Origin of the sequence: Chryseobacterium capnotolerans (assembly GCF_021278965.1) — a bacterium.
In the GTDB taxonomy this organism is placed as follows: Bacteria; Bacteroidota; Bacteroidia; order Flavobacteriales; family Weeksellaceae; genus Chryseobacterium; species Chryseobacterium capnotolerans.
On record NZ_CP065589.1, the window covers coordinates 3,709,546 to 3,732,195 of the forward strand.

27 protein-coding genes and 2 pseudogenes are annotated in these 22,650 nt (G+C 35.4%); 13 read left to right on the forward strand and 16 right to left on the reverse strand.

Features of this window, described 5'->3' with window-relative positions:
- Nucleotides 1–13 precede the first annotated feature (13 nt).
- From H5J24_RS17760 to H5J24_RS17780, 5 genes are all read right to left on the reverse strand, one after another.
- Nucleotides 14–424 carry a curli production assembly/transport component CsgF gene (locus tag H5J24_RS17760; RefSeq protein WP_068939510.1) on the reverse strand — a complete coding sequence of 137 codons (411 nt, stop codon included), beginning with the start codon at nucleotides 422–424 and terminating at the stop codon, nucleotides 14–16.
- 11 nt (nucleotides 425–435) lie between these two features.
- Complete coding sequence (locus H5J24_RS17765) at nucleotides 436–861, reverse strand: CsgE family curli-type amyloid fiber assembly protein (RefSeq protein ID WP_232815742.1); 426 nt, start codon at nucleotides 859–861, stop codon at nucleotides 436–438.
- Nucleotides 862–920: 59 nt separating this feature from the next.
- A complete protein-coding gene (locus H5J24_RS17770) occupies nucleotides 921–1,172 on the reverse strand; it encodes a hypothetical protein (protein WP_232815743.1) in 252 nt (83 codons plus the stop codon).
- A 9-nt stretch (nucleotides 1,173–1,181) separates the two neighbouring features.
- Nucleotides 1,182–1,625: a hypothetical protein gene (locus H5J24_RS17775; protein ID WP_232815744.1), complete on the reverse strand. Its 444-nt coding sequence runs from the start codon at nucleotides 1,623–1,625 to the stop codon at nucleotides 1,182–1,184.
- A 113-nt stretch (nucleotides 1,626–1,738) separates the two neighbouring features.
- Nucleotides 1,739–2,557, reverse strand: a complete 819-nt coding sequence (locus H5J24_RS17780; protein ID WP_068939514.1) for a hypothetical protein — start codon at nucleotides 2,555–2,557, stop codon at nucleotides 1,739–1,741.
- 406 nt (nucleotides 2,558–2,963) lie between these two features.
- On the opposite strand from H5J24_RS17780, the gene H5J24_RS17785 reads away from it, so the two are divergent.
- From H5J24_RS17785 to H5J24_RS17800, 4 genes are read left to right on the forward strand one after another with little or no spacing between them, the layout of a single operon-like run.
- Nucleotides 2,964–3,593, forward strand: a complete 630-nt coding sequence (locus H5J24_RS17785; RefSeq protein WP_068939516.1) for an NUDIX hydrolase — start codon at nucleotides 2,964–2,966, stop codon at nucleotides 3,591–3,593.
- Between the two features lie 27 nt (nucleotides 3,594–3,620).
- Nucleotides 3,621–4,427, forward strand: a complete 807-nt coding sequence (locus H5J24_RS17790) for a lysophospholipid acyltransferase family protein (RefSeq protein ID WP_068939518.1) — start codon at nucleotides 3,621–3,623, stop codon at nucleotides 4,425–4,427.
- A 3-nt stretch (nucleotides 4,428–4,430) separates the two neighbouring features.
- Nucleotides 4,431–4,868 (forward strand): hypothetical protein, encoded by a 438-nt coding sequence (locus H5J24_RS17795; RefSeq protein WP_068939520.1) that lies wholly within the window; start codon nucleotides 4,431–4,433, stop codon nucleotides 4,866–4,868.
- A 6-nt stretch (nucleotides 4,869–4,874) separates the two neighbouring features.
- Nucleotides 4,875–6,212 (forward strand): UDP-N-acetylmuramate--L-alanine ligase, encoded by a 1,338-nt coding sequence (locus H5J24_RS17800; RefSeq protein ID WP_068939522.1) that lies wholly within the window; start codon nucleotides 4,875–4,877, stop codon nucleotides 6,210–6,212.
- Nucleotides 6,213–6,313: 101 nt separating this feature from the next.
- Here the strand turns inward: H5J24_RS17800 and H5J24_RS17805 are convergent, their stop codons facing one another.
- From H5J24_RS17805 to H5J24_RS17820, 4 genes are all read right to left on the reverse strand, one after another.
- A complete protein-coding gene (locus H5J24_RS17805) occupies nucleotides 6,314–6,748 on the reverse strand; it encodes a lipocalin family protein (RefSeq protein WP_141395612.1) in 435 nt (144 codons plus the stop codon).
- Nucleotides 6,749–6,811: 63 nt separating this feature from the next.
- Nucleotides 6,812–7,240 carry a lipocalin family protein gene (locus H5J24_RS17810; protein ID WP_232815745.1) on the reverse strand — a complete coding sequence of 143 codons (429 nt, stop codon included), beginning with the start codon at nucleotides 7,238–7,240 and terminating at the stop codon, nucleotides 6,812–6,814.
- Between the two features lie 66 nt (nucleotides 7,241–7,306).
- The gene (locus H5J24_RS17815) at nucleotides 7,307–8,368 is read right to left on the reverse strand and encodes an NAD(P)H-dependent flavin oxidoreductase (protein ID WP_068939528.1); all 1,062 of its coding nucleotides are present in this window, start codon (nucleotides 8,366–8,368) and stop codon (nucleotides 7,307–7,309) included.
- Between the two features lie 176 nt (nucleotides 8,369–8,544).
- The gene (locus tag H5J24_RS17820; protein ID WP_068939530.1) at nucleotides 8,545–9,420 is read right to left on the reverse strand and encodes an aldo/keto reductase; all 876 of its coding nucleotides are present in this window, start codon (nucleotides 9,418–9,420) and stop codon (nucleotides 8,545–8,547) included.
- Nucleotides 9,421–9,970: 550 nt separating this feature from the next.
- On the opposite strand from H5J24_RS17820, the gene H5J24_RS17825 reads away from it, so the two are divergent.
- On the forward strand, nucleotides 9,971–10,438 hold the full coding sequence (locus H5J24_RS17825) for a GNAT family N-acetyltransferase (RefSeq protein WP_068939532.1): 468 nt from the start codon (nucleotides 9,971–9,973) through the stop codon (nucleotides 10,436–10,438).
- On the opposite strand, the pseudogene H5J24_RS17830 reads toward H5J24_RS17825, so the two are convergent.
- The 3 genes and pseudogenes from H5J24_RS17830 to H5J24_RS17840 form a co-directional block, all read right to left on the reverse strand.
- Nucleotides 10,412–11,310, reverse strand: a pseudogene (locus H5J24_RS17830) (LysR family transcriptional regulator). The gene H5J24_RS17825 and the pseudogene H5J24_RS17830 overlap by 27 nt on opposite strands.
- A gap of 221 nt (nucleotides 11,311–11,531) precedes the next feature.
- On the reverse strand, nucleotides 11,532–12,467 hold the full coding sequence (locus tag H5J24_RS17835) for an alpha/beta fold hydrolase (protein ID WP_082810970.1): 936 nt from the start codon (nucleotides 12,465–12,467) through the stop codon (nucleotides 11,532–11,534).
- A gap of 208 nt (nucleotides 12,468–12,675) precedes the next feature.
- Complete coding sequence (locus H5J24_RS17840; RefSeq protein ID WP_068939538.1) at nucleotides 12,676–13,422, reverse strand: metallophosphoesterase family protein; 747 nt, start codon at nucleotides 13,420–13,422, stop codon at nucleotides 12,676–12,678.
- Nucleotides 13,423–13,735: 313 nt separating this feature from the next.
- Between H5J24_RS17840 and H5J24_RS17845 the strand changes: the two genes are divergently transcribed.
- From H5J24_RS17845 to H5J24_RS17865, 5 genes are all read left to right on the forward strand, one after another.
- Nucleotides 13,736–14,332, forward strand: coding sequence for an NAD(P)H-dependent oxidoreductase (locus H5J24_RS17845; protein WP_232815746.1), 597 nt, complete (start codon nucleotides 13,736–13,738; stop codon nucleotides 14,330–14,332).
- A gap of 16 nt (nucleotides 14,333–14,348) precedes the next feature.
- Complete coding sequence (locus tag H5J24_RS17850; RefSeq protein WP_068939541.1) at nucleotides 14,349–14,636, forward strand: putative quinol monooxygenase; 288 nt, start codon at nucleotides 14,349–14,351, stop codon at nucleotides 14,634–14,636.
- A gap of 2 nt (nucleotides 14,637–14,638) precedes the next feature.
- The gene (locus H5J24_RS17855) at nucleotides 14,639–15,394 is read left to right on the forward strand and encodes a type 1 glutamine amidotransferase domain-containing protein (RefSeq protein ID WP_228407561.1); all 756 of its coding nucleotides are present in this window, start codon (nucleotides 14,639–14,641) and stop codon (nucleotides 15,392–15,394) included.
- 9 nt (nucleotides 15,395–15,403) lie between these two features.
- Nucleotides 15,404–16,387: an aldo/keto reductase gene (locus H5J24_RS17860; RefSeq protein ID WP_068939543.1), complete on the forward strand. Its 984-nt coding sequence runs from the start codon at nucleotides 15,404–15,406 to the stop codon at nucleotides 16,385–16,387.
- Nucleotides 16,388–16,749: 362 nt separating this feature from the next.
- Entirely contained in the window at nucleotides 16,750–17,718 is a 969-nt protein-coding gene (locus tag H5J24_RS17865) for a cyclase family protein (protein ID WP_096788262.1), read from the forward strand.
- Between the two features lie 259 nt (nucleotides 17,719–17,977).
- On the opposite strand, the gene H5J24_RS17870 is transcribed toward H5J24_RS17865, so the two are convergent.
- The 4 genes from H5J24_RS17870 to H5J24_RS17880 all read right to left on the reverse strand — a co-directional run bounded on the left by H5J24_RS17870 (nucleotide 17,978) and on the right by H5J24_RS17880 (nucleotide 19,493).
- On the reverse strand, nucleotides 17,978–18,421 hold the full coding sequence (locus H5J24_RS17870; protein ID WP_068939545.1) for a carboxymuconolactone decarboxylase family protein: 444 nt from the start codon (nucleotides 18,419–18,421) through the stop codon (nucleotides 17,978–17,980).
- 5 nt (nucleotides 18,422–18,426) lie between these two features.
- A complete protein-coding gene (locus H5J24_RS26005; protein ID WP_346729921.1) occupies nucleotides 18,427–18,681 on the reverse strand; it encodes a DoxX family membrane protein in 255 nt (84 codons plus the stop codon).
- Nucleotides 18,678–18,857: a hypothetical protein gene (locus H5J24_RS26010; RefSeq protein ID WP_346729922.1), complete on the reverse strand. Its 180-nt coding sequence runs from the start codon at nucleotides 18,855–18,857 to the stop codon at nucleotides 18,678–18,680. The genes H5J24_RS26005 and H5J24_RS26010 overlap by 4 nt, the downstream gene beginning before the upstream one ends.
- Before the next feature lie 63 nt (nucleotides 18,858–18,920).
- Nucleotides 18,921–19,493: a Crp/Fnr family transcriptional regulator gene (locus H5J24_RS17880; RefSeq protein ID WP_068939550.1), complete on the reverse strand. Its 573-nt coding sequence runs from the start codon at nucleotides 19,491–19,493 to the stop codon at nucleotides 18,921–18,923.
- A gap of 65 nt (nucleotides 19,494–19,558) precedes the next feature.
- Here H5J24_RS17880 and H5J24_RS17885 point away from each other — a divergent pair.
- From H5J24_RS17885 to H5J24_RS17895, 3 genes and pseudogenes are all read left to right on the forward strand, one after another.
- Nucleotides 19,559–19,923 (forward strand): annotated as a pseudogene (locus H5J24_RS17885) (DUF1304 domain-containing protein).
- A gap of 542 nt (nucleotides 19,924–20,465) precedes the next feature.
- Nucleotides 20,466–21,716 carry a quaternary amine ABC transporter ATP-binding protein gene (locus tag H5J24_RS17890; RefSeq protein ID WP_068939552.1) on the forward strand — a complete coding sequence of 417 codons (1,251 nt, stop codon included), beginning with the start codon at nucleotides 20,466–20,468 and terminating at the stop codon, nucleotides 21,714–21,716.
- 1 nt (nucleotide 21,717) lies between these two features.
- Nucleotides 21,718–22,545, forward strand: a complete 828-nt coding sequence (locus tag H5J24_RS17895; protein ID WP_228407562.1) for an ABC transporter permease — start codon at nucleotides 21,718–21,720, stop codon at nucleotides 22,543–22,545.
- Nucleotides 22,546–22,650 lie beyond the last annotated feature (105 nt).

The window sequence follows — 22,650 nt, forward strand, 5'->3', positions numbered from 1 at the left end:
TAAGTTTTTTATTTTATTTTGGAATTACGATCTCGGACTGATCGCCTGTACCGGTATCTAAAATATTAATCAAAAGTCCCTGATTGGTATTGGTAATCTGAAGGTAAAGGGATCCAAAAAGGTAGTTACCGGGTTTTATATTTCCATCTCCAAACTGCTCATCAAAAAGTTTTCTTGAAAGCTCACTAAGGATTTGTCTGTTGAGACTCTGAGTAAAACTATCAAGGGAATTCACCTTATCAAGCAGGTTGCTGTAATCGTTTTTTTCATCAAACGGATTCTGTGCATTGGCTGAGCTTAAAAGCCATTGATAATTAAAAGTATCTCCCCCGAAGGCTGGGTTTACCGGCTTATAAACGAGTTGCTGTGATTTCCCTAAGAAAATACCCGCAACACACATTAATAGAATAACAAAAGTTTTCATGACGGACGTTTTTAATAGATAAATTCATTTTTTATAAGATTTTTCTTTGCTGTAAATTCTTTGATATATTTTAAGCTGAAAGCTAATTGTTCTTTTAGATAATCTTCTCCGGGATTGGTCATAAAACTGTAAATAACCTTTTCATCTATCTGGATATTAATCTGACCGCTTGTTCCACGAAGAGGAAGTTCAGAAATCGTAATAGCACTTGAACTCTTATCAGGAAGCTGGCTGTATTGGATGTAGAACATATCATAAAAGTCCTTTCCTACCTTGGTTTTGGTTTCATCAATGGTAAGTCCTTTAAGTTCATAAACAGCATCATCTTCTATTTTAGCTGCCGTCTTCTTTCTAAAAAGATCACTATTGAGTTCAAGGCTGTCTTTTGCTACTAAAGTCTTGGATTCTTCATCTCTGATATAAAGGAAAGCTTTCAAAGCATCTTTTGATTCAAGATTTACACTGATCTCAGATAAGACCTTTACTTCATTAGGATTTACAGAAAACTTACCACTTTGCTGATTGTTGGAAAGGTTTCCTCCATTTCCTTTTTTATCGATAGCAAAAGATAATTTAGTTCTTTATAAACAGCTGTATTATTCACAACTACAGCCTTTATTTTGATCTGGTTTTCTAGTGTAGAGCTCTCAATTCTTGCTGTTACTTTTTTATCCTCCTGCCCATAACCCAATATAAACAGGAAGACAAAAAAAGTATGTAAACTCAGGATAGATAAGGGTTTCATCATTTGTGTTTTTTAATAATTTCGCATAAAAACGGTTCTATTATCTCCCCTTACGTTGATCTGAATTCCGTCTGAAATGCTATTGCTTCCCGTAACATCAATAATATTATTACTTCCTTGCGTAATAATGGCAGCTTTGGTTTCCTTATCTGTGAATGAATTGATAAAATAAAGAGCGTTATAGTCACCTAGCTGACTTACAGTAATAATGGTTTTGTTGTTAAGAGAAAGTTCTGCATTGTTATAGTCACCCATCTGAACAATATTGGAAGAGTAACCGGTATTCATCTCCATATTCTGTCTGGTTATAAGATTAAAGACTGTATTACTGTTGACCTTATCCCAGTCGATTTCCTGAGCCTGCAGTGGCAATACCATACAAAGAGCTAAAACACTCCATTTTAAGGTGAACATGGCATTGATATTTAAATTAAAGAACATTTTTATATCCGGCATCAATCAATATCGTTATGATTTTCCTGGATCTTCAATCTTTAGATCAAAAAGGAGAACCCACACCTGTAGCTCCTCCTTTCCAATTTAAAGATTACAGTATTATAAAAAATAACTTAGTTCGATTGATTTACAATCATTGAGTTTCCGTTACCCACCTGAGTACCAATATGAACATGAGCATCACCAGTTTGAGTTACCCAAGTAAAGTTTCCATTACCTGCCTGAAAATCAACAGCTGTATTAGAATCTCCTAATTGAACTTGATATAACTGGTTGGCATTACCTACCTGTAGTCCAACAGCAGTGTTATCATCACCTACCTGAGCTGCAAGGGCGATATTACTGCTGCCTAATTGAGAGTGGTTAGCAGTGTTATCATCACCAGCCTGATATTGAACAAGCAGATTATTAGCACCTAACTGAAGCGCATCTGCTTCATTTCTTCTTCCTACTTGGACTTGATAAGCCATGTTACCACTACCTACCTGAATAGCAGAAGCATCATTTCTTCTACCGTCCTGATATTGAAATACTCCATTACCAAGACCTATTTGTACTGAAGAAGCATCATTTCTTCTTCCAAGCTGAATTTGTTGAGTTGAATTAAAAAGACCTAGCTGCCAGGTTGAAGCATCATTTCTGTTCCCTGTCTGGCTCACATTATTTGAGTTTCCGATACCAATTTGATCTACATCTATCGAGTTTCTGTTTCCATTACTCACTGCAGTATTCATATTGATGATACCTACCTGATCAATATCCGCGGTATTACGGTTCCCATTCTGTGTTAAAGAATTCATGTTCAAAAGACCTGTCTGGTCTACAGTAGCAACGTTCAGGTTTCCTATTTGGGTAGTCACATCAATATTAGACTGAGCAAAACCAAAACTCATGGCAATTAGTGTAAACACACCTGTAAGTAAATTTTTCATCTTAGTAAAAATTAATTGGTTAATAGTAAGACAAAGGTATACGCTACATCCAAGTGAAAAACCACCATCAAAGTGTAAATTGTAAAAGTCACTATTTACAGTTTCTAAGCTAACGGTTTTTGGTATTTAACACATCACGGATTTCAGTTACGTAGAAATACGGTATATAGAATATCAATGGTGAATAGTCAATTCGCTGCGCTCGTCAATTTTTATAGTCAGCCACTTTCCCCATTCACTTGCGAAGCAAAATTGACTATTGATGTTTGATGTTGCCGGTTGAGGTAAGAGCCAGCCACCAATATTAACCATTTACTTGAGAAACAAAATTGACTATTATCCTCCTCATTGGTTAATTAATGTTAAGGCGCTTAGTTCTTCAGGAATATATTGTTAAATTTGAGCTATGGAAAATTTTGGAAAAGATTTATTAAGGAAAATAAAAAGTGTAGAGCTTCCCGGCGAACCAGCCCATGGAGTATTCTCTCCTCCCTACCGCCCGGTTTTTACATATGATGAAGTATTGGCAAAAAATCCCAAGTTTGCAGCCGTTAACATTGTATTATATCTTAAAAACAATGAGTGGTATTTTCCTTTGATCCAAAGAACCATTAATGAGCATGACAGACATAGCGGACAGATCTCATTACCCGGTGGAAAACGTGAAGAGATGGATCAGGATTTTGCAGAAACTGCAGTTCGTGAAACCTCCGAAGAAATTGGCATAGACAAGCATTATGTGAGAATTATAAGAGAAATGTCTCCAATCTATATTCCACCTAGTAATTTTTATGTATATCCCTATATTTCGTATACTAAAAAGAATCCTCTCTTCGTTCTCCAGCAGACTGAAGCGGTGGAAACTATTGAATTTCCGATCACTTCTTTTTTAAACCTGTCAGACACCCCTGAAATTATGGCACTTCCAACTGCCGGCGGACAAGAAGTTCCTGTCATCAATTTCAACGGATATATTATCTGGGGTGCTACAGCAATGATATTAAGTGAATTCAGCCAGTTGCTGAAAAAAATGTAACTTTGCACTACCGTGTTTAATTAAAAAATGGCGAAGAAAAATATATTCACCGATGCATTCGGAACACCTTATTTTTTAAAAAGGTTTATTATTTTTATTTTAGGAGTCGTATCCTACAGAAGGTTTAATGGCTTTAATAAGTTAAAAATAACCGGAACAGAGCACCTTGTGGATCTTCCGGATTCCAATGTATTGTTTGTATCTAACCATCAGACCTATTTTGCTGATGTAGCTGCAATGTACCATGCTTTCTGCGCTGTAAATAATGGATATTTAAATACGATTAAGAACCCGATCTACCTGCTGAATCCAAAGATCGATTTTTACTATGTGGCGGCAGAAGAAACCATGAATAAAGGTATTCTTCCTAAAATCTTTAAGATCGCCGGTGCAGTAACAGTAAAAAGAACCTGGAGAGCAGAGGGTAAAAATGTCAACAGAATGGTAGACATGAGTGAGGTAGACAATATCATGAAAGCATTGGATAATGGCTGGGTAGCTACCTTTCCTCAGGGAACTACATCTGCCTTTGCCCAGGGACGAAGAGGAACCGCCAAATTGGTCAAAAACCAGCGTCCTATTGTGATCCCAATCAAGATCAACGGATTCAGAAGAGCATTCGATAAAAAAGGACTTCGTGTAAAGGTAACCGGTGTAAAACCTACCATGGAATTCAAAGCTCCTCTGGATATTGATTATGATAATGAAAAAGCACCGGAAATCTTATTGAAGATCATGACTGCTATTGAGCAGACTGAAGATTTCAATCTATTACACAATTATGATGAAGAACTTAAAGCTAAAAAATTAGAACAAAAGGACTCAAATAATTAAGTTATGAACAGAATAATCGGAATTTTATTCGCCATCATAGTATTAGTTTCGTGCAACAGCCAAAAAGTATATTCGGATTTTGATATCAGTTATTCGAAAAGTGGCGGCTTTGCTCCTGTATATGAAAACCTGCTTATTAAAGGCAATAACGTACATTATTCTTTTGAAGGCCAGGGAAAAAAATACAAACAGGATTTTAAAATTTCCAATGAAGATCTGAAGAAACTGGATCAGGTTCTTTCCCAAAATAATTTCAGAAGAATACAGGAAGACCGTAAGAAATTATACGATAATATCTCTACTTCGATTAATATTAAAAAAGGCCCCAATGAAGGCAGTAAATCGGATGCAAGTATGATTATTCCTAATTATCAGACGAACTGGAATAATATTATTGAGGCTTTCCAGCAGATCATTAATACTAATGTTAAAAAACAGTAAATACAATTGAAAACCCACTTCATTGCTATTGGCGGAAGCGCCATGCACAATCTTGCCATCGCATTAAAAGATAAAGGATATCAGGTTACCGGTTCAGATGATGCTATTTTTGAACCCTCAAAATCCAGATTGGAAAAAAAAGGAATCTTACCTCAGGAAATGGGCTGGTTCCCGGAAAAAATCACTCCGGATATTGATGCTGTGATCCTTGGAATGCATGCCCATCAGGACAATCCTGAACTGGCAAAGGCAAAAGAATTAGGGTTAAAAATATATTCTTACCCGGAATTTCTATACGAACAGTCTAAAAACAAAACAAGAGTCGTAATTGCCGGATCTCACGGGAAAACAACCATTACCTCAATGATTCTGCATGTTCTGAATTTCCATCAGAAAGATGTAGACTTCATGGTAGGCGCTCAGCTGGAAGGTTTCGACTGTATGGTAAAACTGACTCAGGATAATGATTTTATGGTATTGGAAGGTGATGAATACCTTTCTTCTCCTATCGACCTGCGTTCTAAGTTTTTATTATACCAACCGAATATTGCTTTAATGAGTGGAATTGCCTGGGATCACATCAATGTTTTCAAGACCTTTGATGATTATATCGAGCAGTTCAGAAAATTTGTAGCAAGCATTACTCCTGGTGGTGTTTTAGTTTACAATGAAGAAGATGCTGAAGTAGTGAAGGTGGTAGAAAATGCTGAAAATTATTTCAGAAAAATTCCTTACAAAACTCCTGAATACGAAATCAGCAATGGAAAAGTGTATTTAAAAACTGAAATGGGAGATGTTCCGCTTTCTGTTTTTGGCGCACATAACCTGTTGAATATGGAAGGTGCAAGACACATCTGCCAACAGCTTGGAATAATGGATGAGGATTTCTATGAAGCCATCATGAGCTTTAAAGGAGCGTCTAAACGTCTTGAAAAAGTAGAAAGAGAAGATAAAGGAACATTATATAAAGACTTTGCCCATGCACCTAGCAAGGTAAAGGCTGCCGTAAAAGCTTTTAAAGAACAGTTTAAAAACGAAAAGAAATATGGTTTCCTTGAGCTTCACACCTACTCTAGCTTAAATCCTGCATTTTTAGAGCAATATGATCACGCTATGGACGGATTGGATGAAGCGATTGTTTTCTATTCTGAAGATGCTTTAAAGATCAAAAGAATGGAACCTATCTCTCCGGAATTCATTAAAGAAAAGTTTAAAAATGAAAGTCTAAGAGTTTTCACTAATGCTGATGACCTTCACGCATACTGGAATACTTTGGATAAAACCGATGGAGTTTATCTGATGATGAGCTCAGGAAACTTTGGGGGACTGGATCTGACGAAGTAAATTCAATTTGAAAATCTGTTAATTTGAGAATTTGAAAATGAAGAATATCTCAAATTTCTGTATAAAACAAAAACTCCTTTCAACTGAAGGGAGTTTTTAATTTATTTAACTTTGGTCAAATAGGTCTTGATAATATCCGGAACACCATCCATGTCTATATCTATGCGTTGTTCAATAACCATATTCATTTTGGTTAACTCTATAACCGTATTAGAAATATTCATATTATCCTCAAGCTTTATCTTCTTGGTCTGGGGATTATAGGTATACTTCATGGTAACAGCAAAATCTTCAACACATTTGTTATCTTTAGCAGCATACCTTACTAATTTTGCCTCATACTCACTGAAATCAATCGTATTGAGTACACTACAACCGTTTGGTTCCTGAGTTATCGTTTTCTCTGTACTGGTTTGATAGGTTATTGACCTTCCAATGTTCCATTTTCCAACAATGGTTGGTTCCGGAACGGTATCATCATCACTACAAGAAACTATGGCAGAAAATATAGCCATAGATAGAAATATTTTTTTCATGGTTATTTTTTGTAAAAGATAAAATAGTCTATAGGTAAGAGCAATTCCTTTTGCTCAGCTTTTTTATTTGATTCTTTTAAAATAAAATTTGATCACATCTTTTATTCCGTCACCATCAATATCTTCAAGATGATCTTCCAAGACCATATCTGTTTGAGTTAATTGAGAAATGGTATAAGGGAAATCTTTCTCATCTTCATACCAGAACTTTTTAGACACCGGATCAAAGGTATAGGTTCTGGTAACAATGTCTGTTTGTACACAGTTATTATTTTCAGGAGCAAACGTTGTGGAAGTCATATCCTTTTCTCTGAATTCATGAGTACCTTTTTTCTCACACTCACTGAAAACTTTAACTTCCGTCTTTTTATTTCCTGATGTATACTTTTCAGCTTTATCGATATACCATTTTCCAATAATAGAAGCATTATTGGTTTGTGCTTCATCATCATTGCTGCTGCACGATACCATTGCAGAAAATGCTGCAAGCATCAGAAATATTTTTTCATAGTTAAAGTTTAAAATTGTATTTAAACCCCGAAGATACTACAATCGCCATTAGTTCCCCTGTACTTGAAATATGAGATTTCTCAGGATTTCCTCAGTAGAAAGCTCACTGTAATTATGGATAGACTGCCCTGTCCAAATACCCACAAAATCTGTATTCTGTTTCGATTTTGCAGCTTTACGCAAGGCATTGGTCAGTTTATTCTGATAAGGGTAAGGTAAAATATACTCAGAATCCTCAACGGTTTCAATATATTTGTTTCTAACTCCTCTGGCATACCTACCTGAAAAGCTTTTGGTTAACATAATCTCATCTTCTCTCACCTTTTTGAGTCTTTCTTTTTCAAAAGCCTGTAAAGCACTTTCTTGAGAAGCTAACAGAAGGTTTCCCACCTGAAATCCCTGAGCTCCCAATTCTTTTACAGCCTGTAAAGTTTTTCCATTATAAATTCCCCCTGCATAGATCAGTGGAACTTGTACCTGATCATACACCTGGGATAACAAAGACAATCCTCCAATCTGCGGAACATGCTCCGGATCAAAAGTTCCCCTATGGCCTCCTGCTTCCGTTCCCTGTACACAAATGATATCTATTCCTGATTTTTCCAAAAGCAGGGCCTCACTTACAGAAGTGCAGGTCCCAATCAGTGTTATTCCATTCTCTTTCAACTTCTGAATACTTTGAGTATCCAGATTTCCGAAAGTAAAACTTATAATCTTACAATTTTCCTCTATAGCAAGATCTACCAAGTCATGATAAGAATTAATATTCAAATCTTCAAGATCAGGCAGCGTAATTTCAATATTATTATCCTTCGCTAGCAGCTCTAAAAACAGCTTAGTTTTGCTAAATTTATCTTTTAATTCATCCGTTATTTCAGGAATGTAATGGGCAAAAATATTAACAGCAAAAGGCTTATCAGTTAATTTCCTTGTCTCCCCAATAAGTTTAATAGATTCATCTGCTGAAAGGTCAGCTAACGCCAAAGATCCCAGACAGTCAGCACGGGCTGCTGCTGCCACCATCTCTACCGTACTCACTCCAAACATCGGAGCCTGAATAATAGGATATTTCACTCCTAATTTTTTACTGATTGTATCCGGCCAAAACATAAGAATTGATTTTATTTAAAAAGGTACAAAAAAACAAGAATGTTTCAATTTCAATAGGATATGACATTACTCACTCCTGAACAGAAAATAAAATTCCCACAGATCTCACAGATAACGCAGATTTTTAATCCGTGAAATTTGTGCAATCTGTGGGAAGTATTTTAATCTTTTATTTTTTAAATATCTGCTACAGAATTCAGCATCTTTTGCTCCCATTCCGGATCTTTCGGATCAAAGAACAATCTTTTTCCGGTATCCAAAGAACGAACAACATTCATTTCATCTTCTGTCAGTTCAAAATCAAATACATTAAAGTTTTCTTCAATTCTTGATGGTGTTACAGATTTTGGAATCACTACAAAACCTTCCTGCAAATGCCATCTCAGAATTACCTGAGCCACAGTTTTTCCATATTTCTCAGCAATTGCTTTCAGATCAGTATTGCTTAAAAGGTTTGCATTTCCGTTTCCTAGCGGACTCCAAGGCTGTGTTATAATATTATTCTCTCTGTCATACACCTGCAATTCTTTTTGCTGGAAAACCGGATGCAGCTCGATCTGGTTGATAACCGGAAGAATGGTTGAGTTGGCTTTTAGTTCTTCAAGCTTTTCAATAGTAAAATTACAAACCCCGATTGCTTTAATCTTTCCTTCCTGATACAATTCCTCCAAAGCTTTCCAGGTTCCCAAGAAATCACCATACGGCCAGTGAATAAGGTACATATCCAGATAATCCATCTGAAGTCTGTCTAATGTTCTCTGAAATGCACGCTTCGCTTGTTCATATCCATGATCCTGAACCCAGACTTTAGAAGTAATAAATAATTCGTCCCTATCTACCCCACTGTTTTTTACCGCTGCTCCTACTGCCGTTTCATTTTGGTAAATAGCTGCTGTATCAATCATTCTATATCCTGTCTGAATAGCTTTGATAACAGCATTTTCACATTCTTTCAGGTCTTCCATCTGCCATACTCCAAAGCCTAAAGCAGGAATATCTACTCCGTTATTTAAAGTCACTACAGGCTGTCCTGTATAGATTTTCTTTTGCATAAATCTTTATTTTAATTATTAATATAAAGTGATTAAACAAATTTGCAATAAAAAAACGGAATCTGTACTTACCAATTTTACTGTTTTTTGTTAAAAAAATGTTATTTAATGAGTGTTTGAGAATAGGTTGGAAAGCGCAAAGGCGCAAAGAAATTTTTCCTTTCGACATCCTTTTTAAGGCGCAAGATTTTTATCTGCGATAAAATTGAATGCTGTTTATTTTAATGCCACTAATGCACGAATAAAATTATTCACGCCTAACTTTTCTATGCATCTCCTATGTGGTTCAGAAAAAGATTTAGCCCCATAGATTTTTGAACTTCTATATAAGCTATCTGTGATATTTGTGGAAGATTAGCTGTTTCATTCTAGCTAAAGATTTTTGATCTTCTTGCGCCTTAATAACAACATATTATTTAAACTTCTTTGCGTCCTTGCGATTTCCAACCTCAAAAACCATTTACAATTCTATCTGTGACTGGAATCTAGTCTCAATTTTCCTTATTTTTGTGGAAGTGATGATTCTTAAATCCTTCATATAAGCCTGCAAATGGAACAGTATACTTTTAACAAAATAACCAAAGATTCAGAAATCCCTTATAAATTGCTATTGCTAGCTGATGAGACCAAAGAAGCTATTGATCAATACATCTTCAAATCTGATATCTATCTTTTACTTGACGAAACCAAAAGTATTGCAGTAATAGCATTGTACAAAAACAGTGATACGGAACTTGAGATCAAAAATATTGCAGTGATTGAACGCTACAGAAACAAAGGACTTGGAAGCATTCTAATCCATAAAGCCAAAGAAATAGCTCTTAAGAATCATTATACAATGTTGAGTGTAGGAACTTCAGATACAGGATTTCAGCAAATCAGATTTTATGAAAGAAATGGTTTTATAAAAACAGGGATACGTAAAGATTTTTTTATAGAGAATTACCCATCCCCGATTTATGAAAACGGCCTGCAGATGCGCGATATGATTCTACTTACCCATTACCTTGCGGAATAGTCCTTTAATATGTTCTATTTCCGTTTGATAATTAGTATTTTTTCTACATCCAAAATACAAGGTATTTTCTAATTTTTTTTTCCTTCCCAGATGAGCTGAATCTCTCCGCTTTCAATAGCATTCTTGCATAAGAAATCCGGAACAACGGCCAATCCTGTTCCTCCTTTCAGACAACGGATGATAGAATTGAGATTAGGAACAATATAATTGGGGCGAAAGTTCGGTTTATGACCAAAATTTAAAGTCCAGAATTGGAAAAGATGTTCCATATCTCCGGTTGTCCCATACCATTTTTCATTCTTCAGCCACGCTTCGATCTGTTCAATATCCTTTGTTTTTAATATTTTTTTAAACGCATCTGTATCTACTTCTTTTCCCCCTACAAGAATGATCTGTTCAGAAGAAAATGCTTCATGCTGTATATTAGGTGAAGACCCTTTTTTGGGAGTGATGATAAGATCTAGGATTCCTTTGTCCAGCTGATCCAGCATTTCAGGATATTCTCCAAAACTGATAATCAGATTGAAAGGCAGTGAAGAAACATATTGCTCCAAAGTGGTTTGAAAGGTTTCAAAACACATTCCTACACTAATCGTTGGGGTATGCTTTTCTGTAGATTTTTGAAAATTTTTCTCTACATCTTCCAACTTGGTAAGCGGTTCTGCTACGGCATTAAATAATACTTTTCCTCTCTCCGTAGGAATCATTTTTCTACCCGTTCTGTCAAATAATTTGTATCCGACATAAGCTTCCAGTGAACTTAAGTGTAAACTCACCCCCGGCTGCGAAATGAATAAGGCGTCTGCCGCTCCTGTAAGTGTCCCGGTTTTATAGATCGCCTTAAAAGTACGATACCATTCTAAATTGACCATGGTTTAATTATTAATATTATGATATAAAATTACAAAATAATTATAATACTAATACCATTTCAAAATATACTAATTAGTTAATCATTTTCATGGTAGTATATATCCAGGTTCATCTGTTTTTGTCCTTAACAAGATCAGGAAGCCGTAAGAGGGAAGCTATCTTTTACTTCCCTCCTATATCTCCAGACTCTTCCTGTTAATTTCCGTTCCCTGAACTCAGATTATTTTACTATCTGAATGATTGTATTCTGAAACTTTTCCGGTTCATCTTTATGGATCTGATGTCCTGAATTTTCAAATAAGAACAAGTCTTTCTTAGGTGCTTTTACTTTTTGAAAGTACTCCGTTGTAATTCTGGTAGAAGTTTGAATATCATTTTTCCCAACAAAAAAATAAATAGGACATTCTACTTTTTTTAAGGTTTTTGGAAGATCAATGTTCATCACTTCGTTCCACGCAGGTGACCATGTTTTTGACCACTGTAGAAATCCTTTTTTGAAATCGTCACTTGTTACATACTGTTTACCATCTTTATAAAAAAGCCATTTTCTTAAATAAAATAAGTCTTCATCAACTTTGAAAGGAATGTGTACACTTGCCAATTCTTTACTGGCAACAGGCTCCTCTTTAAAGTGATCTTTTAAAATACTAAGCAATTCTTTCTCACTTGTCAATTGACTGACAACTGGATTCACTGCAAAATAGGCATGTAAAAGTTCAGGGTGATTCCTAACAATATAAAAACCTAAAGCATTTCCCCAAGAGCTCCCTAATAGATATATCTTCTCCTGTTTTAATTCTCTTCTCAGAAAATTGATAACCTGATAGGTATCTTTTCCCATGAGATCAACTGATGGCTGAACGGGAGAAGGATTTAATTCAAGGGTTTTTCCGGCATCTCTCTGATCCCATTGAACGATGGTAAATTTATCTTTTAAAAGACTTGTAAAAGAGTCCGCATTTTTTCTCATTGAGCTTCCCGGACCCCCTGATAAAAATAAAAGTACAGGTTTACCTGCATCATTTGTTTTAATATCTATAGCTTGTTTTATTCCACCAATTTCGGGCGTTAAGAGGGTATCTATTTTTACTTTCTGTAATTGTGCTAAACTCAATACGGATAATAGTAAAAAAATAAAAAGAATTGCTTTTCTCATGATTTCTAAATTTTAATTTGACTTTGATTTTAATAATCTATTGCAAATATCCTTCAGAGAATCATGAAAAATGTCTTAATAAAAGTAGTCGAACTCATTTTAATGAATAAAATGAGTTCGACTACCTGCAAGCAAAAGTACGAATAGTTACAAAAACCTATAAATCAATCAAATAAAAATCAAAAAAAGGAAGAAAACATTCTATTGATTATCTTATTGATATCTCTTTATTGCTTAAAAAATCAGCATAATAATCAGGAATTCCACTTTTCTCAATCGCATGAAGAGTTTCTTCAAGTGGATAACTTAACTGTACAATTTCAGGAATGATCTTTTCATCATCTAAATTCAATATTAAATAGGAAGCCAGCCTGTTTTCTTCTTTAGAGCGTCCTACGGAACCACAATTTACTGCCCATTTTTTATTTTCAAACTGTTTTGTAAAAGATAAATGGGTATGTCCCATTACAATCAGATCAGCATTTGAATCTTCAAGCATATTCATAAAAATCTCATCATTTTCAGATTCATACAAATAAGTATCATTGCTCGTAAGACTGGAATGCACCAATTGGATATTCCAATGTTTTTTACCTATTTTATAATTTAATTTTAAATGAAAAGGAAGTTCGGCAAGAAACTGTTTATTCTCTTCTGTAATATGTTTTTTAGAATGATCTATCGCAATAAATCTTGCCGCTGTTTCTTCTTCAGAATGTTTAGATAAAGGAAAAACAGGAAGATCGAAAGCAATTCTTTCATCATGATTTCCCAGCAGACAGGGAATGTTCAGTCTCTTCATCTTTTCTATCACTTCATTTCCCCAAGGGGCAAAATCAACCAAATCTCCTAAACAGAATTTCTGATGAATCCCCCTCTGTTCAATATCCTTCAACACCACTTCCAAAGCCGGAAGATTCCCATGTACATCACTGAAAACTGCTATCTGTATCATTCTCTGTCAATTTGTTAATCAAATTTACAAGACGAACAGGAATTTCAGTTCAGATATAGCATGACTTTTTACCATGAAATAACAATTATTAAGAATTAACTTTTGTTTTACTTAGTCAATCGTCAATACTTCTTAACAACTAAGCAGCCTTTGCCTTAAAAATTGACAAGCAAAGCGTACTGACTATTCACAATTGATAATAAGCTATAATTAAACTATAAATATTCTGATACATTACTATAATTTATATTATTTTTATTATACAATCAACCCTCCTAACTTTGCAGAGTAAAATTTAAACAATCATAAAAAAATGAAAAAAGTACTAATCATTAACGGAGGACAAAATTTCGGACATTCCGGAGGAAAATATAATCAAACCATCGCAGAAAATACAATAGCTGTTCTTAAAGAATTTGAGAACGTAGAAGTAAAAATCACCAATATAAGCGAAGGCTATGACAAGCATGAAGAAGTAGAGAAATTTGTTTGGGCAGATTATATTATTTACCATACTCCAATCTGGTGGTTTCAGCTTCCGAATGGATTTAAAAAATATATAGATGAAGTATTTACAGCAGGCCACGCCAAAGGTATTTATATGAGTGACGGTAGAAATGCTGCCAATCCGGAGATCAACTATGGTACTGGCGGAATGCTTGGCGGCAGAAAGTATATGCTGACAACAAGCTGGAATGCTCCTGCAACTGCGTTTACACTTCCCGGGGAATTCTTTGATGAAAAAAGTGTAGATGAGGGACCTTTATTTGGTTTTCATAGAATGAACGCTTTTGTATCCTTAAAAAAAATGGACAGCTTCCACTTCCATGATGTTGAAAAAAATGCCAACATAGAGCGTGATATGAAGCTTTACAGAGACCATGTAAAAAACGTATTTAAAAAGAATTAAAAACAGAATTAGTATAATGAAAATTCACCTTACCGCAATTATTAAAGCCAAAGAAGAGTATCAGACTGAGGTGTTGGAAGTTCTTCAGAATATGGTAATAGAAACAAGAAAAGAAGAAGCTTGTGAGCTTTATAACCTACACCAGGGAATTGAAAATAAAAACGAATTTGTTTTCTATGAAATCTGGAAAAGCCAAGAAGGATTGAATCAACATAATCAACAGCCTTACATTCAGGCTTTCGGAGCTTTAGTAGATGAAAAACTTCAGGAGAAGCCACAAATATATCTCACTCATATCATTTAAATATGAAAAAAATAGCGTTTTTACTATTGACAATCTTTACCATAGGATTTGTACAGGCACAGACCAAAAAATCAAAAAATATGAAAAAGAAAATATTATTCGTTGTAACCAGCCATGACAAAAAAGGCAGTACAGGAGAAGATACGGGATATTACTTAGGAGAAGTTTCTCACCCATGGGAGGTTCTTCACAAAGCAGGCTATGAAATTGATTTTGTAAGTCCGAAAGGCGGAACTCCACCCGTAGACGGATTTGATTTAAAAGATCCTGTAAATAAAGAGTTTTGGGAAAATAAAGAATACAAAAACAAGATTGATCATTCTTTAACACCATCACAGATCAATCCAAAAGATTACTCAGCCATCTTTTATGCAGGGGGACACGGAGCCATGTGGGATCTGGCAGATAATACTGAACTGGCAGATATTGCTTCAAAAATTTATGAAAATAAAGGTATTGTAGCAGGGGTATGCCATGGTCCGGCAGGGTTAGTTAATATCAAACTGAATAACGGAAAATATCTGGTAGATGGGAAAAAGATCAATGCTTTTACCAATGAGGAGGAGTCTGCAGTACAATTAACAGATGTTGTTCCTTTCTTGCTAGAAAACAAATTAAAAGAAAGAGGGGCAAAATTTGAAAAGTCAGGACTTTGGCAAAACCATGTGGTAACTGATCAAAGAGTGATTACAGGACAAAACCCACAATCTGCCAAGAGTGTTGGAGAAGCAATTTTAAAAGAACTCAATAATAAATAAAACAAAAAAATGGAATACAGAAAATTAGGAAACACCGATCTTGAGCTATCTGCAATTACTCACGGAGCTTTTGCCATCGGTGGAAATATGTGGGGCGGTAATGAAAAACAGGATTCTATTGACTCTATTCATGCTTCATTGGATCACGGAGTAACTTCTATTGACACGGCTCCTTTTTACGGTTTCGGATTAAGTGAAGAAATGATTGGTGAAGCCATTAAAGGAAAAGACCGTTCAAAAATCCAGTTGTTAACTAAATTTGGTTTGGTATGGGACGGAAGCAACAACGGAAAAGGAGAATTTTTCTTTGATGCTGAAGAAGAAGGAAAATCAATTCCGGTTTATAAATTCGCTTCTAAAGAAAACATCATTAAAGAAGTTGAAGAAAGCTTAAAAAGACTGGGTACTGATTATATCGACCTTTTACAGCTTCACTGGCCCGACAGCACAACAGCGATCAGCGAGACTATGGAGGCCATGGAACTACTGATCCAACAAGGAAAAGTTCGTGCTGCCGGAGTAAGTAACTACAGTGTAGCCCAAATGGAAGAGGCTAACAGAACTTTACAATTAGCGAGCAACCAGGTTTCTTACAGTATGCTGAACCGTACTATTGAGACTGACCTTGTTCCTTATTCTTTAGAAAACAATTCAGGAATCATCGTTTACAGTCCGATGGAAAGAGGTCTTTTGACAGGTAAATATTTCAAGGATAACAAACTAAAAGACAACGACCACAGAAACGGCTATTTCTCTCAGTTTGATTTAAATAAAGTAAAAAATTTCTTAGAAAAAATTGAACCTATCGCTCAGGAAAAAGGAGCCAGCCTTTCTCAACTGGTATTAAGATGGACTACCCTGCAACCAGCAATCACAGTAGTATTGGCAGGAGCAAGAAACGCCCAGCAAGCTGTTGAAAATGCTAAAGCGATGGATATCACTCTTTCTCACGAAGAATTGAACTTCATCAATTCTGCTTTAAGCGAGATTTAATATATAAGCTGGGAGCTGGAAGAGGGAGGACAGAAGTACTATGAGGTTATTAATAACTTTCAGTCCTTTGAACCCAATTATTATCAGACTGTAAGATGTAAATATGAAGTTGAAAATACTAGCGTGTATTGTTAACTTACAGTTTGTTAATTTAAATCATTACAACAATCTGATCAATAAAATATCACTTGCTTACGGACTTCAAAAACTTCCCTCTTCCAACTTCCCTTCTTTTCAACCAAGAAAAATAAAATAGGAAGCATATTTAAATATACAGAATGCCAGTTGTTCATAGACTTCAACAACTCTCCTCCTCCAGCTTCCAACTTCCCTTATTAATTCACCCTATACATCATAAAAAAATGAAAAAGAATCTGATCAAAATGTTCGGGTTAATCACCTTATTGACTATAAATAGTATTTCATTAAACGCTCAAATCCTTGTTAATCCAGAAGATCAATCATGGTATCCTTCTGCTTACGGAGCTCAGGATGAAATAGGAGCTGCCAATTTATTAACACCCGAAGTAGTAAAACAAGCACTTGGATTGGTAAAACAAGGTAAAACATTAGCACTTGCTGTTCCTATTGATAAAAACTTACCCGCTTTCAGACACAGAAGTTTCAATCTATACAACATCCAACCCGGAGAACAGGGCGGAAAAAGTATAGGTCCCAACAAGTTTACATTCAATGACGAATTAGTCAATGGATGGACAGGCGTAGGAACTCAGCTTAACGGGATTGGACATATCGGGATTGATAACGTTTACTATAACGGAAATAAAGCAACTGATTTTGTAACTGTAGAAGGTGTAAAAAAGCTAGGTGTTGAAAAAGTCCCCCCCTTTGTCACCAGAGGTATAGTCCTTGATATGGTGAGACATTATGGAAAAGCAATTGTGCCTGGTGGAACAGAATTTACTGTTGAAGATATCACAGCTGTTTTAAAGAAACAGGGTCTTACACTAAGAAAAGGAGATGTTATTCTTTTCAATACGGGATGGCTCGAACTGATCGGTAAAGACAACAAACAGTTCTTAGAAACAGAACCTGGAATCGGGATGGAAGCTGCAAAATGGTTAGCTGACCAGGGCATTGTTGCTTTTGGTGGTGATACCTGGGCTTCAGAAGTATATCCCAACCCAAAAAGTAAAGAAGAGTTTCCCATCAACCAATATATGCTGGCTAAAAAAGGAATCTATAATCTGGAACTGATTGACAGCCGTCCTTTGGTTAAGCAAAAAGTTTGGGAATTTTTATTTGTACTGGGGCAGCCTCTGTATGTAGGATCTACTCAGGTAAATGTGAATCCTGTCGCTATTTACTAAAGATAGAGATCTCGCTTAAAACCTATAACATACTAAAAAAGAGAGACAACGTAATTCCGGTTTTGAAAAAATAAAACTAACCTTTAGAATTTATTTTAGAATTAATCCTTAAAACAGGGTTACAATCTCACTTTGCTTCTTGCATTAAACTAGCCTTTCAGTTTTGAAAGGCTAGTTTATTAAATAAAGTAAATGTCTGTAAATGATGCAGGCTTCATTAATCTCCCATTCCAAACTCCCCAGCATCCATACTTTGCCATTATTTTGCTATCGGCATATGTGTACTGATAGCAATTCTATTCCATGCATTGATCGTCACAATCGCCATAATAATCTGTGCAATCTGATTGTTATCAAAAAATGATTTTGCTTTCTGATAGGTTTCTTCAGTTAATCCTTTGTCACTTATCAATGTAATCTCTTCTGTCATTGCCAAAAGCACCTGTTCTTCTTCTGTAAAAAACTCCTTGGCTTCTGTCCACCCATCTAAAATGAAGATTCTTTGTGGTGTTTCCCCATATTTAAGAGCATCTTTTGTATGCATATCAAGGCAAAAAGCACATTTATTAATCTGTGAAGCTCTGATTTTAATTAATTCCTTCTGAATATGGGTTAAAGAAGTGGTTTGTAAATATCCTTCTAATCCCATCATTGCTTTGTACGCTGCTGAATCTACTGTTGCAATATTTAATCTTGCGCTCATTATATTTATTTTTTGGTTAATTGATCAATACTAAAAGAATATCCTTGCTGAACAGCTAATAAAAGAGCCGCAGCACTTCCCACCCAGACTGAATAATTGAGTGGGGCCTTAGAACCTAATGCAATTGTCATTGATACGGCGAAAATCAGCAATAAAATACTGCTTCCATAAGCTGCAATTCTGGTTTTAAAACCTACGATCAGCAATAATGGAAATAGAATTTCAAAAAATGTGGCAGCATACGTGGAGAAAGTACTCAAAGCTTCAGGAAGAAAAAGGTCAGTGATCTTGTGTATTCTTCAAAACTCTTCATATTTCCCCATGATGAATTTTCTGCACTCCACCATCCGAATCGGTCGGCTACTGCGGAAAGCATCGTTACAGAAAGAGCCAGTCTTAAAAATAGCTGTGGAAATTGATTTTGTGTATTTGTCATTGCATTAGCTTTTAATCACATGACAAATTTCCGATATCTGATCCGTAAAAAACTTAAACTGGTTTAAGAACGTAATTTTGCTTTGATTTCACTTAAATATTCCGGAGTAAAACCAAGAAATGAAGCGATGAGATATTGAGGAATCCTTTGTATAAACCAGGGATACAGCGTACTGAAATGTACATACAACTCTTCCCTTGAATATTCAGTAAGGTAGCGGAGTTTTCTTTCCGAAGCAGCATAAGCCCTTTGATAGATAATTCTGAAATATTTTTCCATCTCAGGATGTTTTTCAAGCAACAGTTCCTGACTTTTAAAATCAATGACAAGAATGGTAGATTTTTCTACAGACTGAATGTTGAAATCTGTCTGCAACTGTCTTTCATAAGCAAATGTATCAGTAATCCACCAGTTTTCAATAGCAAACTGTGTTGTATGCTCTACTCCTTTTTCATTAATAAAATATTTTCTCAGGCAGCCTTCCACCACAAAATACATATTCCTGCAAACCTCTCCTTCCAGCATCAGACTTTGTTTTTTCTTCACCTTCAATACTTCAAAAAATGAAAAAACTGAACGATACTCTTCGTCAGTTACTGTAATGAATTTATTTAAATGTGCCTTGAAATTATCCATCTTTAGAATTGAATACTCAAACTTAACTTTATTTTTTTAGTTTTACAATGACAAAATATGAAATCATGGAACTCGTTGCTAAAATTCTGATCGCAGTTGTTGCACTGGAACATCTCTATATTCTTTGGATGGAAATGTTCGCATGGGAAACCAAAGGAAAAGAAGTTTTCAAAGCTGCCTTACCTGCTGAAATGTTTAAACCTACAAAAGGGTTGGCCGCCAATCAGGGATTATACAACGGTTTTCTGGCTGCCGGGCTTATCTGGTCTTTTCTGATTAAAGATCCACAATGGCAGGATAATATTGCACTTTTCTTTTTAGGATGTGTGGCTATAGCGGGTATTTATGGTGCTGTTTCTGCTACAAAGAAAATCTTTTTGTTCAGGCACTTCCAGCTTTATTAGCCATTATTGCTGTTTTGCTGAAGTAATTGCATTGATCATTTTGTAAGGATTTTCTCCAAAAAATCAGGATTATCAAACCACTTTTATCTTTAATGATAAAGGAAAATTTACCATGAGTATTTCGTTCCATAACATAACTTAAAACCAGCTTTTTAGGTCCCCAAAAATCCATTTAAAATAAAATTCGTAAATTTGCAACGCCGTAAAAATCTGATACACAGGTTTTTTATACTGGCCTGCATTTTGATGAAATGTATGAATTCAAGTTGTTCTGTACACATATCTTTTATTACCTCATCAGTAATTTAATTATAGAATTCATGTAAAAGATTAATTTATTTTTACATAAGACACTCTTTTTCTAGAGTAAAATCTATTGAAATATTTAAAATAAACATAAGGCTAAGGGCTTTATGCTCTTATTTTTTTGTTATAAGCTTTTATCATTATAAGCTTGGCAAATTATTTTTTATACTCGTCACCCAAAGAACAACACCAAAAGATTAAATGTTTAATCACGTAATGATATACCAGATTGTATATCAATTATTAATTAAAAATTCTGAATATGGAAAAAAATGAAAACAGTAGAAAAGTAAAACTTAAAGTTGAAGATCTGACTATTATCTTTGGTAAAAACAAAGAAAAAGCACAGGAACTTTTAGACAAAGGTTTTTCCAAAAAGGAAATTCTTGAAAAAACAGGCTGTACAGTAGGAATCAACAAAGCGAGTTTTGAGATCTATGAAGGGGAATTCTTTGTTATCATGGGTTTGTCCGGAAGCGGAAAATCTACCTTACTGCGTTGTCTTAACAGGCTGAATGAGCCTACTTCGGGTAAAGTATATATCAATGACGATGATATTACCGGTAAAAACAATAAAGAACTTCTGGAAGTAAGAAGAACAGAGATGAGCATGGTATTTCAAAAATTTGGATTACTTCCCCATCATAACATCTTAGATAATGCAGGGTTCGGACTTGAAATCCGAGGTGAAAGCAAAGCCTCTCGGGATGAAAAAGCGCAGAAAGCCCTGGATATTGTTGGCTTAAACGGTTTCGAAAACCAATATCCTTCACAACTCTCTGGGGGAATGCAGCAAAGAGTAGGATTAGCAAGAGCTTTGGCCAATGATCCGGAAGTATTGTTGATGGATGAAGCTTTCTCGGCACTTGATCCTTTGATAAAATCTGAAATGCAGGATCAGATGCTGGAACTGCAAAACACTTTACAAAAAACCATTGTTTTCATTACCCATGATTTGGATGAAGCCATTAAAATCGGAGACCGTATCGTCATTATGAAAGATGGGGTTATAGAGCAGATAGGAAGTGCTGAGGATATTTTAACCAACCCAGCAAGTGACTATGTAAAGGCATTTGTAGAGAAAGTAGACCGTAAAACAATTATCACCGCAAGATCTTTAATGTTTGATAAAGCAACCGTTGTACGTTTTAGGAAAGACGGTCCCGAAGGCGCTTTAAGAAAAATGAGAGCAACAGGATTAGAAAACTTACCTGTTGTAGATTTCCAAAACAAATTCCTTGGTTTTGTAACGCTTAACGACGTTGTCAGAATTGCCAAAAAGAAAGAACCTACGGTGGAATCCATTATCAATAGTAATGTACCTTCTGTTTATCCTGAAGTAACGGTAGAAGAAATGCTGCCTTTAATTTCAGGAAGTAAATCTGCCATTGCTGTTGTAGATGAAAACAATAAATTTTTAGGTCTTGTTACCCAATTATCTCTTGTCATAGAAGCTACCAAATTTAACGAAGAAGAAATCATTGAATTAAAAGAAATCGCAAACAACCAATAAGATGAATAAAATTATAGATATAGGTCAATATGTAGAAACTGCAATCAATTGGCTCACAGAAAATGGGAAACCTGTATTTGATGTTATAAAGCATATAGGAAACTCCTCGATCATGGGGATTGAATGGGTATTGATAAACACTCCTTTTTATGTAATTATCCTCTTCATTACCCTTTTAGCATTATGGAAAGCCGGAAAAGGTATTGCCATTGTTACAGCAGCAGGGCTGAGTTTGATATTTATGATGGGATTATGGAAAGAAACGATGGAAACATTGGCACTTATCTTCGTAGCAACCATCACAGCTCTTGTTCTTTCTATCCCTCTTGGAATTTTAGCCGCTAAAAACAAAATCGCAGCAAAAATTATCCGCCCTTTACTGGATTTAATGCAAACTATGCCCGCCTTCGTTTACCTGATTCCTGCTGTCCTATTTTTCAGTATCGGAAAAGTACCCGGTGCTTTTGCAACCATCATTTTTGCTATGCCGCCAGCGGTACGTTTAACAACATTGGGAATTGAATCTGTACCGAAAGATATTGTAGAAGCAGCCCGTGCTTTTGGAGCAACCAACCGTCAGATATTATTTAAAGTAGAACTTCCTCTGGCCATGAAAACTATTTTAACAGGGGTTAACCAAACCATACTCTTATCATTATCCATGGTTGTGATTGCCGGAATGATTGCTGCAGGCGGATTAGGAGAAAAAGTTTTGGAAGGAATTAATAATCTGGATATCGGACTTGGATTTGAAAGCGGACTTTCCGTTGTTATTTTAGCGATTATCCTCGATAGGATTACCCAGGGATTTGTAAAGAAAAAACAATAAGATGAAACAATTAAAATATCTATTTTTTCCCATTTTAATGATCGCACTGGCTGCATTACATTCATGTGGAAACATAAAAAACTCTAAATATATTACCATAGGAAT

Coding starts and splice junctions, on each gene's coding strand:
- H5J24_RS17760 (WP_068939510.1), bottom strand. CDS start 424: ATGAAAACTTTTGTTATTCTATTAATGTGTGTTGCGGGTATTTTCTTA.
- H5J24_RS17770 (WP_232815743.1), bottom strand. CDS start 1,172: ATGATGAAACCCTTATCTATCCTGAGTTTACATACTTTTTTTGTCTTC.
- H5J24_RS17775 (WP_232815744.1), bottom strand. CDS start 1,625: ATGCCGGATATAAAAATGTTCTTTAATTTAAATATCAATGCCATGTTC.
- H5J24_RS17780 (WP_068939514.1), bottom strand. CDS start 2,557: ATGAAAAATTTACTTACAGGTGTGTTTACACTAATTGCCATGAGTTTT.
- H5J24_RS17785 (WP_068939516.1), top strand. CDS start 2,964: ATGGAAAATTTTGGAAAAGATTTATTAAGGAAAATAAAAAGTGTAGAG.
- H5J24_RS17790 (WP_068939518.1), top strand. CDS start 3,621: ATGGCGAAGAAAAATATATTCACCGATGCATTCGGAACACCTTATTTT.
- H5J24_RS17795 (WP_068939520.1), top strand. CDS start 4,431: ATGAACAGAATAATCGGAATTTTATTCGCCATCATAGTATTAGTTTCG.
- H5J24_RS17805 (WP_141395612.1), bottom strand. CDS start 6,748: ATGAAAAAAATATTTCTATCTATGGCTATATTTTCTGCCATAGTTTCT.
- H5J24_RS17810 (WP_232815745.1), bottom strand. CDS start 7,240: ATGCTTGCAGCATTTTCTGCAATGGTATCGTGCAGCAGCAATGATGAT.
- H5J24_RS17815 (WP_068939528.1), bottom strand. CDS start 8,368: ATGTTTTGGCCGGATACAATCAGTAAAAAATTAGGAGTGAAATATCCT.
- H5J24_RS17820 (WP_068939530.1), bottom strand. CDS start 9,420: ATGCAAAAGAAAATCTATACAGGACAGCCTGTAGTGACTTTAAATAAC.
- H5J24_RS17825 (WP_068939532.1), top strand. CDS start 9,971: ATGGAACAGTATACTTTTAACAAAATAACCAAAGATTCAGAAATCCCT.
- H5J24_RS17835 (WP_082810970.1), bottom strand. CDS start 12,467: ATGAGAAAAGCAATTCTTTTTATTTTTTTACTATTATCCGTATTGAGT.
- H5J24_RS17840 (WP_068939538.1), bottom strand. CDS start 13,422: ATGATACAGATAGCAGTTTTCAGTGATGTACATGGGAATCTTCCGGCT.
- H5J24_RS17845 (WP_232815746.1), top strand. CDS start 13,736: ATGAAAAAAGTACTAATCATTAACGGAGGACAAAATTTCGGACATTCC.
- H5J24_RS17850 (WP_068939541.1), top strand. CDS start 14,349: ATGAAAATTCACCTTACCGCAATTATTAAAGCCAAAGAAGAGTATCAG.
- H5J24_RS17855 (WP_228407561.1), top strand. CDS start 14,639: ATGAAAAAAATAGCGTTTTTACTATTGACAATCTTTACCATAGGATTT.
- H5J24_RS17860 (WP_068939543.1), top strand. CDS start 15,404: ATGGAATACAGAAAATTAGGAAACACCGATCTTGAGCTATCTGCAATT.
- H5J24_RS17865 (WP_096788262.1), top strand. CDS start 16,750: ATGAAAAAGAATCTGATCAAAATGTTCGGGTTAATCACCTTATTGACT.
- H5J24_RS17870 (WP_068939545.1), bottom strand. CDS start 18,421: ATGAGCGCAAGATTAAATATTGCAACAGTAGATTCAGCAGCGTACAAA.
- H5J24_RS26010 (WP_346729922.1), bottom strand. CDS start 18,857: ATGACAAATACACAAAATCAATTTCCACAGCTATTTTTAAGACTGGCT.
- H5J24_RS17880 (WP_068939550.1), bottom strand. CDS start 19,493: ATGGATAATTTCAAGGCACATTTAAATAAATTCATTACAGTAACTGAC.
- H5J24_RS17890 (WP_068939552.1), top strand. CDS start 20,466: ATGGAAAAAAATGAAAACAGTAGAAAAGTAAAACTTAAAGTTGAAGAT.
- H5J24_RS17895 (WP_228407562.1), top strand. CDS start 21,718: ATGAATAAAATTATAGATATAGGTCAATATGTAGAAACTGCAATCAAT.